This is a genomic window from Chitinophagales bacterium (assembly GCA_017303415.1).
Classification (GTDB): Bacteria; Bacteroidota; Bacteroidia; order Chitinophagales; family Chitinophagaceae; genus SpSt-398.
The window spans coordinates 23,210-36,971 of sequence record JAFLBJ010000002.1; the positions used below are offsets into that span (position 1 = coordinate 23,210).

The window sequence follows — 13,762 nt, forward strand, 5'->3', positions numbered from 1 at the left end:
AAAATAGGGAATCAATCAGTAGTCCAGTTCCAATCCCAGCCGCTCGCGCAGCTCTTTGACCAGGGGATGGTCCTTCACCATTTCCAGGTATTGCTCGCGAATGGTGGGTGGGGCATCCGCTTTGGGTTTCTGATCGGGGTTTTCCTCGATGAGGATCGTGAACTGGATAGGGCGGATATTCAATTGTTGCTGGAGAAATTCACTGGCATGTATCCGCTCTTTATCCAGGAACTTTTGTTCCAGGTTATTATTGGTGATGGCCTCAAAACTATTGGCCGAAGTGATCCGTAAACTGGCCAACTGAAAGGGCTGGGCGGCTGAATTCTTTTCTTCCTTTAGCTTGGCAATAAATGCATTCCAGGCTTCCTGTAGTGCTTTTTCCTCCAATACCTGTGGAGCCTGAGTAGCGGCTTCCGTTCCAGCAGGGCCTCCCACCTTGGTTCGGATCTTATTGAGTGCACTGAGCTTTCCGGCGATACCCGGCTGAGCCCGTTCGGTAACAGGCTCTTTACGGGCAGGTGGGGTTTCAATAACGAGTTTAGGAGAGGTGGAAACCGGTTGTTTGGTAACCGGTGAGGCCTTTTCAGTCGTTTTTACCTCCAATGGGGTAAGCTTGCGGAAATTTACCGGTCTTACCTGGTCAAGTTGTTTTTTTTTTACCAAACCGCCTTCCTCAGCGGTGATCTCCAGGGCTTGCTGCAGATAGGAGAGTTTGATCAGGGCCAATTCAACATGCAGCTTCTTATTGCGGGCCGCTTTGTAATTCAACTCAGCCTCCCCGAGAATATTCAGGGCACTGATCAGCCAGGCGGTGCTTACCCGGGCGGCCTTTTCCCGGTATTTATCCTGGAAGCTTTCCACGACTTCGAGTAAGGCGGCAGCTTTTTCGTCTTTGCAGACCAATAAATTCCGGATGAATTCGGCAAATCCATTGATCACCATATCACCTTCAAATCCCTTGCGGTTGATATCGTCAAACAGTACCAGGGTACCGGCCAGGTCCTGCTCCAACATAAGATCGAGCAACCGGAAATAATAATCCGCATCCAGGATATTCAGGTGTTCGAGTGTATTGGTATAATTGAGTTCCCCGCCAGTGAAGCTGACGATCTTATCGAGTATACTCAACGCATCCCGCATACAACCTTCGCTCTTTTGGGCAATAACCTGTAAGGCGGCTTTATCGGATTTAATCGTTTCTTTCTGACAGATTTCTTCGAGATGCTCAACCGTATCGTTCAGCGTGATCCGCTTGAAATCAAAGATCTGGCATCGGCTGAGGATCGTGGGAAGGATCTTATGTTTCTCCGTTGTGGCCAGAATGAAAATAGCGTAGGAGGGGGGCTCTTCCAGGGTTTTTAGAAAAGCATTGAAGGCAGCCGAACTAAGCATGTGTACCTCGTCAATGATATACACTTTATACTTGCCGGCCTGTGGGGCAAAACGAACCTGTTCCACCAGGGTGCGGATATCATCCACCGAGTTGTTCGACGCCGCATCCAGTTCATGGATATTCATCGAAGTACCTTCATTAAAAGAGGTACAGGAATTACAGGTATTACAGGCTTCCCCATCTTTGGTCCTGTTCTCACAGTTGATCGTTTTGGCGAGAATACGCGCACAGGTGGTCTTACCTACACCTCTTGGTCCACAAAACAGGAAGGCATGGGCCAATTGATTCTGTTTGATGGCATTTTTGAGCGTTGTGGTAATATGTGCCTGCCCCACCACTGTATCAAACAGTTGGGGCCTGTATTTTCGTGCCGAAACGATGAACTTCTCCATAGCGAAGGTGCAAGTTAAAGAAAAGGGAAGAGCTAAAAATGATTAGCTTTTAGTTATTAGCGATTAGCTTTCGCCTTTTCTGAATTCAAGTATCGGATGCTTTTTGAACTCTTTTGTCCGGTCAAACAAAAACCGGTAGGTATGTAATTTTCGGCTTCGGTAGGTATCGCCGAAGTTCTCGGCCACATTGATCATTTTCGGGTTGAAGTCACCGATCCAGAGCATTTCATACCGGGTGTATTGTTTCAGGGGCTGGATGGTCAGTGCCGCTTCATTGATGATGTATGCATCCACGCCAGTGCCCTGAAATTCAGGGACAATGCCAAATATCAGTCCGCAAAAACTCCGGTTGGGTTTGGTGGCTTTATACCAGAGGAATTTGAGTTTGTGCCAGAGATCGAATTTACCATTCAGGTATTTGAACCACTGGTTGAGATCGGGGATATTGAGAAAAATGGCGACCGGTTCATTATTATAATATACAAACCAGGCTACTTTTTCATCCATCACCGGCTTCATTTTGCGGAACAGCGTCAATACCTGCTCTTTTTTCATTTGCTTCAAACCGCTATGTCCTGCCCAGGCCTTGTTATATACCGTTGTAAAATCGGCTGCATATTTTTCCAGCTTGTTCTTGCGAATATGTTCCGCGCGATAGCCCGGGTCTTTGGATAAAAGGGCATGCCGGTCTTTGATCTTCTGGCTCACCGGCAGATCGGGGTCCACCGCAAAACAGGTCTGGGTATAAAATACCTGAAACCCGTAGGATTCAAATAATTTATAATAATAGGGCGGGTTGTAATTGAGCCCGTACACCGGCGGATTAAACCCTTCTACCAATACCCCCCACCAGCGATCACGCTCTCCGAAATTGATCGGGCCATCCATGGCTTCCATGCCTTTTGATTTGAGCCAGTCACGGGCAGCATCAAAAAGCGTGTTGGCGGCCGACTGGTCTTCGATGCAATCAAAGAAACCAATGCCCCCCACAGGCACATCGTCGCCTTTGTTCTTGTATTTTTTATTGGTAAAAGCGGCAATGCGGCCAATGAGCTTTCCGCGACTGTCTTTCAGTATCCAGCGCATGGCTTCCCCCTGGCGGAAAAACTTGTTCTTTTCCGGATCGAATATTTCATTGATGTCCTTGTCCAGCGGACGTATATAATTCGGGTTTCCCTTATTAACAAGGGCATTAACTTTCAGGAAGTCCCTGCGGGTGGACCCGTCATTTACCTCGATCAATTGCATGCCGCAAATATATGTTTATCTGCCTTTTATTTGGCCCCGGTTTCTTGCTGGGATGACGATCTTTGCCTACCTTGGTAGAACGAACCATTAAACACCCTATACATCCATTGCTCTTCCAAATCTATCCTCCAACAAATCATACCGAGATGAGATCTTTTGCATTCGCCCTGATCATGGCTTTGACCCTGGCACCGGCCTTAAACCTGTGTGGGCAATCAGCTGTATCACCGGATGACCTGACAGAAAGCCTGCGCCTTCGAAAAAAATTCAAAGACGAAGCCTATGTGGCCCTGCGGATCACCGAAAAATACACCTTTGAAAAAGGGGTCAATGAATTAAAACAACCCGTAGTAACCGTAAAAGAAACCGGCGAAGCCGAATTCATCGGCTTAAAAGACATTGCCATTTTTCAGTACTATAAATTCCATAACCGCTTTGTCAAACTGAAAAGCTTTACCCGGTATGACAAATACCAGAATAAATATATCCTGACCGGAAAACGTGGTTTCGACCAGTCCGTCACCGATGAAAATACCTTCTTTGATGACAGCCGGGTACAGGTCTATTCATTCCGATTTTTGGAAAAAGGAAAGGTGGCAAAGATGAATTGGGTGAGTGAATACACAGATGGAAAATACCTGACCCGGAATTTCTTCCACGAGCCTTTTCCGGTGGTAGAAAAAGTGCTGGAATATGAAGTGCCCGAATGGTTGGATATTCAATTTGTGGAGAAGAATTTTCAAGGGTACAAAGTCGAAAAGACCCGGCGACCTTCGGGTAAGGCCACCATTTATTCTTTTAAGATCAAGGAATATCCGGCCTTGAAGAATGAAGCCAATGACCTGGGTATTGCCTACACCCATCCGCATATCCTTACCCAGATAAAATCATTTACCAACGGTTCTGAAAAAATAAATGTGTTTCAGAATACGGCTGATCTTTATAAATGGTATTCCCAGCTTTATAAAATGGCGGGAAATGATATCTCTCCACTCAAGAGCCAGGTGAACCAGATCACTGCCAATAAGAAAACAGATGAAGAAAAGATCAAGGCGATCTATTACTGGGTGCAGGACAATATCCGCTATATCGCCTATGAGGATGGGTATGCCGGCTATATTCCTGCCAGCACACAGGAAGTTTATTCGGTAAAATATGGTGACTGTAAGGGTATGGCCAACCTGTTGACAGAAATGCTCAAGATCGCAGGGTACGACGCCCGCTTTACCTGGATCGGGACAAGACACCTGCCCTATGATCACAGCATACCGGTTATGTGCGTAGACAATCATGCCATCACCGCCCTTTATTTTAAAAACAAGGTCTGGTTCCTGGATGGTACAGAAAAATACAATCCCCTGGGGGAGGATGCCTATCGTATACAAGGCAAATCGGCTTTGATTGAGAAAGGCGAGGCCTTTGAAGAAGTAAAAGTGCCCTTAAGTAAAGCCACCGATCATGTGATCCGAACCGTCGCAACACTGCAACTGGAGAATAATTCACTCAAGGGGCATGTAAAGTTTACCCTTACCGGCAATGAGCGAAAGGATTTCCACCAGCACTACCAGGAAATGCCGCTGTATGCCCAACAGGATTACCTGAAAGAGATATTGGAATTTGGAAATACAAACCTGAAAGCCTCCCAGATCAAAAGCAGTGACCTCACCAATCGCGAAGTGCCTGTCGTCATCGAAGGGGATATTGACCTGTCCAATAATATCAACAATATTGGCAATGACCAGTATGTCCATATTGATTTCTTTCCCAAGAACCTGAGCCGGTATATGCCCGATGATAAACGGCAGAAAGGATTTGATTTTGAATCGGTATTTGCCTTTGAAGATGAACTCGAGCTGGTACTACCCGCCGGAAAAAAATGTATTGACCTGCCGGAAAAATTGACCATCGACCGACCAGGATATTCCTTTGAGGGCAGTTATGAAACTACCGGAAATAAAGTGCGGTTGAAAAAAACACTCACGATCAAAGAAAGTGTCATCCCTGCCGATCAGCTTGCCGATTGGAAGGTATTCCTGGAATCGATCCGGGAATTCAACAGTTACCTGCTTACCATTACCAAAAGCTAAATGAACGTATAGTATGCAATCTATTCGATCCCTGTCGATCCTGCTCCTATTATCCCTGTTTGCTACAGGACATTCACTGTACGCCCAGGAAATGATCGACGAAGATTTTCTCGATGCCCTCTCTGAAAATGCCAAAGAAGTGTGGGCCGAAACCGATCAGGATTTTACCGTATCCAAATCGCCAGCCAAATGGATGGATGAATCGGCCGTAGCCGTGGCTTATAAAAAACATATTCTTTTTGATAAAAAACGGTCAGGTCTGTTGGGAGGAAAGGAAAAACTGGTGTTGGTGGAAAGGAAACACATGAAAGTGATCCTCCAGGACCGTCAGGCGGTGAATGATTTTTCGGAACTCTATTTCCGGTACAGTTCCAAAATGGATGGCTTTGGCGCCGTGGTATACAAAACAGATGGCACCAAAAAAGAGATTCCCCTGACCAGGGCTGTGAGTATTGAGGACAATGATAATGTGCCTGAGTTCTTCAAAAGTTTTTTTGACCAGAACGTCAGCAATCGAAATGAATACTATAAAGTCCCGGTAGCGGATCTCTTGCCCGGTGATCAACTTGAATTTGTATCCGTAACGAGCAGTACACTTGATGTTAAGAAAACACCCTATTATACATTTGATCCCCAGTATGAACTCTGCCAGAAAGTGATGCCCTTGATGGTGCATAAGATCGTGATCGAAACAGACAATAATTCATTCATCACCGCGCGAAGCATCAATGGCGCGCCGGATTTTCAACAATCCATGAACGGTGATTTCACTGTCTATACCTGGACGGACAAAGACCGTGACCGCCTGAAGGATGGAAATTTTGTCAATGAATACCTCGTGTTGCCCATGGTTAAATTCCAGATCATCTACACCGATGGGCGTGATATCAAGTCATTATTTGCCGGATCCAAGGGGCAAATGAAATCCAGCTTTGATAGCAAGGAGATCGGTGAAAAAGCTTTTGCCAACTATATAGCCACGGGAAAGACCTATGTGTATGGGTCCTCCGCCACGGTGGATATGATCGCCGGCGGATTGTGGAACAAGATGAAGAACAACGGGGCTAAGGATGTTACGGAAGAGGATTTGATTAAAATGGCCTATTACTATATCCGTCATACACAGGTCTTCAACAACTATTACTATTCCGATCAACAATTTGTTTACCTGATGGCCAAATTGCTGGGAGAAAGAAAGATCACATCGGAGGTTGTTGTAACAACCCCCAATAATATTACGGTGCCAGCGAATTTGTTATTTGAATCCGAACTCGCCTGGTGTCTGCGCGTCAAAGGGAAATTTGTGTTCAAGGCCACGGAACATTCGAATTTATATGATGTGGACGAGCGAATGACCGGGAACGAGGCCTATGTGTTGGGTGGAACTATCAAGGCTTTGCCGGAAAAGATTGTGATCCCCGATTCAAAGGCTGATGATAACAAAGGGTTATTTCAATGCCAGGTGACCCTTGACACCTCAAAAAAATGGCTGAATGTGGTTCGTACCTCGGCCTATACCGGTATTCAAAAAGAAAGGAACAGTGGATATGCCATGCGGTTTACACCATATATGTTCACTGACAGCCGCACCTATTTTGGACCGGATGATATGGAAGGGGTTCCGCAGAAATATGCCGATCAATTCTACCAGCAAAAAAAGGCCCTGACCGATGAGTTCAAAGAAAGAAAACCCGATTACATGAAGCAACAACTGGAAAGGGAATTTGACGGGCCGGTCACCTACCAGAATTTTGATATGGTGGCGGAGGGTCGGAGTTTTAAAAAACCCGAAATGATGTTTCGCGAGACCTTCCAGGTAGGAGGGCTGATCCGCAAAGCGGGCAAGAAGCTATTGGTTAATCTGTCCGGGCTGATGGGTGGGCAATTGCATATCAATGAGGATGATCGTTTGCGTGAATTCGATGCCGACCTCCGTTATCCCCGAAAGCTTCGGTGGCAGATCAATTTCACCATACCTGCCGGATATACCGTAGATGGTTTAAAGGAGTTGACCAACAATATCGATACCGAAGCCGGGTCCTTTATAAGCTCCGCTTCGGTCAAGGATAATGTGCTGACCCTGGATATCCAAAAGATCTACAAAACCAGTCAGGTAAAACGGGAAAATTGGGGGCAAATGCTGGCCTTTGTGGATGCCGCGGATGCCTTCACCAACCGCCTCATTTTGTTGAAACCTGCTCAATAACTTTATTTCGGAATTTTCAACCCGCCCCCTTACCTTTGCGGCCTGAAAATTAACCTCTTTACAATTTTACTTGTATGGCAAAAGCTGGTAAGGTAAAACAGATCATCGGAGCCGTTATCGACGTTCAATTTGACGGCAAACTCCCAGAAATTTATAACGCATTGGAACTCAAGAGGCCCAATGGGGAAGTGCTGGTACTTGAAGTACAACAGCACCTGGGTGAGGACAGTGTTCGTTGTATCGCGATGGACGGAACAGAAGGCCTGGTTCGTGGGCTGGAAGTAGTGGATACCGGAAATGCCATTGCCATGCCGGTTGGGGAAGGAATCAACGGTCGTCTGTTCAATGTGACCGGTGATCCGATCGATGGTTTGCCAGCTGTTTCCAAAGTGGGTGGACGTCCCATTCACAACAAGCCCCCCATGTTTGAAAACCTCTCTACCGCAACCGAGGTACTTTTTACCGGTATCAAGGTAATCGACCTGATCGAGCCCTATGCAAAGGGTGGTAAAATCGGTCTGTTTGGTGGTGCCGGGGTAGGAAAAACAGTATTGATCCAGGAGCTCATTAACAATATCGCCAAAGCTTATTCCGGTCTCTCTGTATTTGCCGGGGTAGGAGAACGTACCCGTGAAGGAAATGACCTGATGCGTGAGATGATCGAAGCCGGGATTATGAAATATGGCGAAGGTTTCAAACATAGCATGGAAGCTGGTGGTTGGGACTTGAGCAAAGTGAGCATGGAAGAACTCAAAGAATCCAAAGCCACTTTCGTGTTTGGTCAGATGAATGAACCTCCTGGCGCTCGTGCCCGTGTGGCGCTTTCTGGTTTGACCATTGCCGAGTATTTCCGCGATGGCGATGGTCAAGGAAAAGGAAAAGACATTCTCTTCTTCGTTGACAATATCTTCCGTTTCACCCAGGCTGGTTCTGAGGTATCTGCCCTGTTGGGACGTATGCCTTCAGCGGTAGGTTATCAGCCCACCCTCGCTACCGAGATGGGTCTGATGCAAGAGCGTATCACTTCTACCAAGAATGGTTCGATCACTTCCGTACAGGCGGTATATGTACCCGCGGATGACCTGACCGACCCCGCTCCGGCTACTACGTTTGCCCACCTGGATGCAACAACCGTATTGTCGCGTAAGATCGCTGACCTTGGTATCTATCCTGCCGTGGATCCCCTGGATTCTACGTCGCGTATCCTGATGCCCCAGGTGGTTGGTGACGCCCACTACGATTGCGCTAACCGTGTGAAATTGATCCTTCAGCGTTATAAAGAATTACAGGATATCATCGCCATCCTTGGTTTGGATGAATTGAGCGATGAAGATAAAATGACTGTTGCCCGTGCTCGTAAGGTACAGCGTTTCCTTTCACAGCCCTTCCATGTGGCTGAAGCCTTTACCGGTCTGAAAGGAGTACTTGTTCCCATCGAAGAAACCATCCGCGGCTTTAATATGATCATGGATGGTGAAGTAGATGACTATCCTGAAGCAGCCTTCAACCTGGTTGGTAGCATCGATGATGCGATCGAGAAAGGGAAGAAATTGCTGGCCGCAGCTCAGGGATAAGCGTCTAGTCGGAAGTCAGAAGACCGATGTCAAGAGTATAGACCTCGGACCCCCGACTTCGGACAAATTTGGGAATCCTATTAGTTGTGAAAATTAAATAGTAAATGAATCTCGAAATACTTACTCCGGAAAAAAAGCTCTTCAGCGGTGAAGTTTACGGTGTGCAAATGCCTGGCACCAGCGGAAGCTTTGAAGTATTGGAGAAACATGCACCCATGGTCAGCGCCCTCAAGGCCGGCAAGGTGAAAGTGTTGAAGGATAAACAGAATCACCTCGCTCATTTTGAGATACAGGGTGGTTTTGTAGAAGTGCTGAACAACCGCGTTACGGTCCTGGTAGAAGGCGCCAACGCTATTGAATAAGAAACCTCATCCCCAGAAAGGAATTTTTACATAATTGGACGGAAAACCCAATTGGTCCATGATTGATGACAAGACTGACCTCCCCGCCTGGGGAGGTTTTTTTATGGGGATCAGTTGAGTTGGGGGTCAATGGGAAAATTGATCAGGATCTCGTAGTCGCCACCCAAATGCCGTAGTGCATCTTTCCAGATCTCTTTTTCATTGGGGTGAAAAATGAGTGAAGGTTCGGCTTTTACCGTTAACCAGGATTTTTCATTCATTTCATCCGTCAACTGCCCCTGGCTCCAACCGGAATACCCGATATAAAAGCGGATCTTATCCTGATCCAGGGTATTTGATTTGATCAGTTCAATGACACGGGAAAAATCACCACCCCAAAACACCCCTCGGAGGATCTCAATACCTCCCGGAATATCATCCGGGCATTGATGCAAAAAATGGATGGTATCCAATTGTACCGGACCGCCATAATAAACAGGGATAGGATGATCATCCAGATCAGGGATTAGTTGGTCCATGGTGGTGGAATGGAGCCGGTTCAATACAAATCCAAAACTGCCCTCTTCCTGATGCTCACACAATAAAACCACCGTGCGCATGAAATTAGGGTCCTGAAGAAACGGATCGGAGATCAGCAATATGCCTTTTCCGGGGTCAATCATGATTCAATTTACCACCAAAATGCTATTTAACCTTTCTATGTAGGTAAATTTTACATTTTTGCTATAATATTGCCAGGTTTTCCGGAATAAAATCCATGCCGGAAAATGTAAGCTATTGTGAGAAGAACATTCCCCATAATCATCATTCTTATTTCCATTTCACTGATTGGAATCATCCTGATCCAGTTATCATGGATCAAGAGCATGACCATTTCCAAAGAGGATCAACTGGAAGCCCAGCTTGTATCCGCTACCCGGATGGTGGGGGAGGAACTGTCGGTGTACAAAACCACCAGTTTTAACAACCCGCTTACACGGGACAATTTTTCCCTGGATATATTGAAACCACCTACCATCGGACAACGTTTTAAAGTAACCGAGATATCCGAAAAGATCAGCCGGGCTTTTGACCTGAATGGCATGAAAGGAACAAAATTTGAATTTGCCCTGGTAACAGCCAATTCACTGGGAGAAGGGGTGATCGAACGGCAAAGTAGCGGATACCAGAAGCTCAGTTACGATACCACCCATTGCAAACAATCCATATTTCCGATTGTAGCGCCCGGAGGTAGTTTTCTGGAGAACCTCGCTCCAAACGAAATATTGATCGTGGCCATTCCGAATATCAAGTCCGTGGTGTTTCGCGAATTACGCTGGAAGATCGGCACCGCCATCCTATTTACCATCATCATTTTTGCGGCCTTCTTTCTGACTGTAAACACCATGTTGCGGCAGAAAAAACTCAGTGAGATCAAGAACGATTTTATCAATAATATGACCCATGAGTTCAAGACACCACTGGCCACCATTTCATTGGCGGTGGATGCCTTGAAAAATGAAAAGGTGCAATCTGACCGCGACCGGATGAAATATTTTAGCAGCATCATCAAAGAGGAGAATCAACGGATGCACCGGCAGGTGGAAACCATCCTCAAAGCTGCTTTGATGGAAAAACAGGAAGTGGAATTAATGCTTTCACCGGTACATGCCCACGAAGTGATACAGGATACCGCGCAGAATTTCGCGCTTCAGTTAGAGGAAAAACAGGGCAAAGTAGAATTGGATCTCCAGGCCACCGAAGATCTTATCCAGGCCGATGAGGTGCATTTTTCCAATCTGGTCAATAACCTGATCGACAATGCGGTCAAGTATGCCAAACAACATGTGCCCCCCGAAATTCGTATCAGCTCCTTTTCCGATAAGAAAAAACTCACCATCATTTTCGAAGACAATGGCATCGGTATGAGCAAAGAAACGATCCGTCGCATTTTTGAAAAATTCTACCGCGCTCATACCGGCAACCTGCATAATGTAAAAGGTTTTGGGTTGGGATTGAGTTATGTCAAAACCATGGTAGAAGCACATGGCGGCACCATCAAAGCAGAAAGCACCGTAGGGAAGGGGAGTGTGTTTACGGTGGAGATACCTTTTAGGAAATAGGGAGGCGTGAGAATCGTGAGACGTGAGACGTGAGGCGTGAATGGTGAATAGTGAATGGTGAATAGTGAATAGTGAATAGTGAATAGTGAAAGATATAAAAAAGGGTCAATAGTGAAAACTATTGACCCTTTTGCTTATACATTATTTTCCTCCCCATTCCCCATTCACTATTCACTATTCACCATTCACGCCTCACGTCTCACGCCTCACGTCTCACGCCTCACGTCTCACGCCTCACGTCTCACGTCTCACACCTCACGCCTCACACCTCACGCCTCACATACAACAAGCTCCCATCTCCATAACTCAAAAACCGGAAGTTCTTCTTCAGCGCATATTCATACACTTTCTTCCAATCGGGGCCAATGGCTGCGGCCACCAATAACAGCAGGGTGGATTGTGGTTGATGAAAATTGGTGACCAATACTTCTACGATCCTGAATTTATATCCTGGTACGATCATCAATTGGGTTCGGGTAATCAATTCCTCCTTTTCATTTCTTTTCAGCCAGGTCAATAATGCCTGCAAGGCAACCGGTACCGTCATGGAATCCTTTTCAAGTGCATAAGCTTCCCATTGGCCCAGGGTCAGTGAGGCAGGGTGGATAAAGGGATTGAGTTTTGTTTTGACCCCCAACCAATAGAGACTTTCAATGGTACGCAGCGAGGTTGTACCTACGGCCGTGATGATATACTTGTGGTTTTCGAGAATATTTTCAACCGTTTTGTAGTTCACATGAATAAACTCCGAATGCATGGCGTGATCGGCGATCGTGGCCGATTTTACCGGCATAAATGTCCCTGCACCGACGTGAAGTGTAATGAAATCTGTTTTGATCTTTCGTTCCTCTAGCGATTTTAATATGGCCGGGGTAAAATGTAAGCCTGCAGTTGGGGCAGCGACTGAGCCATCGTAATGCGCGTAAATGGTCTGGTATTGTTCCGCATCTTCCACCCGTACAGCTCTTTTGATATAGGGGGGAAGAGGGATCGAACCTGCGGCATGTAATATTTCTGCAAAACTGAATTGCTCACTATTCCATATCAATTCGATCAGAAAGTGATCACCTTTTTTTTCCCGGTAATGCGCTTCCAGTGTGATATCCGTATCGGTTATGCGTAATTTTTTTCGGAGTACCTGACCCGGTTTCCATTTGGAAGCTCCGCCAATCAGGCATTTCCAAAATACACTACCTGTTGTTTGCATGGCCAATGAAATATCGCCATGGCGTTCATCGGGTTCGAGACAAAATATTTCGATCTGACCACCGGTTTCTTTTTGAAACAACAGACGTGCTTCCACCACTTTGGTATCGTTGAATACCATAAGGGCTTCCCGGGGTATATACTCCGCTATATGGGAATAATGATCCTCCCGAATCTCACCGTCCTGGTAAATAAGGAGTCTTGACTGATCGCGCTCGGTAAGCGGAAATTCGGCAATGTTTTCTGCCGGTAGCGGATAGGTAAAATCCGCGATGGATATTTTGCTGGGGTCTGGTTTCATACAACTAACTGTTGTAGTGGGTACGAAGGTAGGAATTTTGGATGATGGATGAGAGATGACAGATGACGGATGACAGATGACGGAAGATGGATGTTGGATGTTGGATGTTGGATGGGGAGGCTTGCTGTCCAACATCTGTCATCCGTCATCTGTCATCTGTCATCTGTCATCCAACATCCGTCATCCAACATCCAACATCCAACATCCTCCTCCCGCTCCAATCCACACCTTTTCCACCCTAATCCACACCCTATTCACCATCAAAAGCGTCTCCCACTTTACCCCATCGCGTATAATCCTTACTGGTAGCGGGTTTCACCCCATTTACCCCCTGTGGAAAAAATAAAAAGATGAAAATTTGATTTATGAGTGGGAAAAAGTGTTATTTTGTGTCAATCTAATAAAAATTGATACAAATTACTGATAATGATAGGTTTTCTCGGCGAATTCGAGGCCACTTTGGACGCAAAGGGGCGCTTTCTTCTGCCGGCGGGCTTTAAGAAGCAGCTGCCGGAGGGGGCCGAGGATCGGTTTGTGATCAACAGGGGATTTGAAAGATGTTTGAGTTTGTACCCTATTCCCAACTGGGAGCCGCTCTTTACAGAGATCAGCAATATCGACGAGTTCGATGAGGAGGCCCGCCGGTTCCGGCGCTACTTCCTGAACGGGGCCACTTACGTGGAGCCGGATACCGCCGGGCGCCTGCTGATACCCGGCAACCTGAAGGAATATGCCAGCCTGGATAAGAATATCGTCCTGGTATCGGCAGTAAAAAAGATAGAAATCTGGGATAGTAATAAGTACCACCAGCTCTTTGATTCATTATCTGCGGAAGATTACAGTAACCTGGCGAAGAAGGTGATGGGAAAACCCAAACCGGGAGCCTGATCA

10 protein-coding genes are annotated in these 13,762 nt (G+C 46.4%); 6 read left to right on the plus strand and 4 right to left on the minus strand.

Translation table 11 applies throughout. The features are described from left to right. Nucleotides 1-15: 15 nt before the first annotated feature. Nucleotides 16-1,785: a DNA polymerase III subunit gamma/tau gene (gene dnaX, locus J0M30_13875; GenBank protein ID MBN8668583.1), complete on the minus strand. Its 1,770-nt coding sequence runs from the start codon at nt 1,783-1,785 to the stop codon at nt 16-18. Between the two features lie 63 nt (nt 1,786-1,848). After that, the gene (locus J0M30_13880; GenBank protein MBN8668584.1) at nt 1,849-3,033 is read right to left on the minus strand and encodes a hypothetical protein; all 1,185 of its coding nucleotides are present in this window, start codon (nt 3,031-3,033) and stop codon (nt 1,849-1,851) included. A 146-nt stretch (nt 3,034-3,179) separates the two neighbouring features. Between J0M30_13880 and J0M30_13885 the strand changes: the two genes are divergently transcribed. From J0M30_13885 to atpC, 4 genes are all read left to right on the plus strand, one after another. Continuing rightward, a complete protein-coding gene (locus J0M30_13885; protein MBN8668585.1) occupies nt 3,180-5,120 on the plus strand; it encodes a DUF3857 domain-containing protein in 1,941 nt (646 codons plus the stop codon). 13 nt (nt 5,121-5,133) lie between these two features. After that, entirely contained in the window at nt 5,134-7,326 is a 2,193-nt protein-coding gene (locus J0M30_13890; protein MBN8668586.1) for a hypothetical protein, read from the plus strand. Nucleotides 7,327-7,400: 74 nt separating this feature from the next. Continuing rightward, the gene (locus tag J0M30_13895; protein ID MBN8668587.1) at nt 7,401-8,900 is read left to right on the plus strand and encodes a F0F1 ATP synthase subunit beta; all 1,500 of its coding nucleotides are present in this window, start codon (nt 7,401-7,403) and stop codon (nt 8,898-8,900) included. Nucleotides 8,901-9,004: 104 nt separating this feature from the next. Beyond that, a complete protein-coding gene (gene atpC, locus J0M30_13900; protein ID MBN8668588.1) occupies nt 9,005-9,262 on the plus strand; it encodes an ATP synthase F1 subunit epsilon in 258 nt (85 codons plus the stop codon). A 110-nt stretch (nt 9,263-9,372) separates the two neighbouring features. Here the strand turns inward: atpC and J0M30_13905 are convergent, their stop codons facing one another. Continuing rightward, nucleotides 9,373-9,924, minus strand: a complete 552-nt coding sequence (locus tag J0M30_13905) for a YqgE/AlgH family protein (protein ID MBN8668589.1) — start codon at nt 9,922-9,924, stop codon at nt 9,373-9,375. A gap of 204 nt (nt 9,925-10,128) precedes the next feature. Between J0M30_13905 and J0M30_13910 the strand changes: the two genes are divergently transcribed. Continuing rightward, nucleotides 10,129-11,364 (plus strand): HAMP domain-containing histidine kinase, encoded by a 1,236-nt coding sequence (locus tag J0M30_13910; protein ID MBN8668590.1) that lies wholly within the window; start codon nt 10,129-10,131, stop codon nt 11,362-11,364. A gap of 262 nt (nt 11,365-11,626) precedes the next feature. Here the strand turns inward: J0M30_13910 and J0M30_13915 are convergent, their stop codons facing one another. Beyond that, on the minus strand, nt 11,627-12,871 hold the full coding sequence (locus J0M30_13915) for an S-adenosylmethionine:tRNA ribosyltransferase-isomerase (protein MBN8668591.1): 1,245 nt from the start codon (nt 12,869-12,871) through the stop codon (nt 11,627-11,629). Between the two features lie 426 nt (nt 12,872-13,297). Here J0M30_13915 and mraZ point away from each other — a divergent pair, with 426 nt between their 5' ends. Beyond that, on the plus strand, nt 13,298-13,759 hold the full coding sequence (gene mraZ, locus J0M30_13920) for a division/cell wall cluster transcriptional repressor MraZ (GenBank protein ID MBN8668592.1): 462 nt from the start codon (nt 13,298-13,300) through the stop codon (nt 13,757-13,759). Nucleotides 13,760-13,762: the final 3 nt, after the last annotated feature.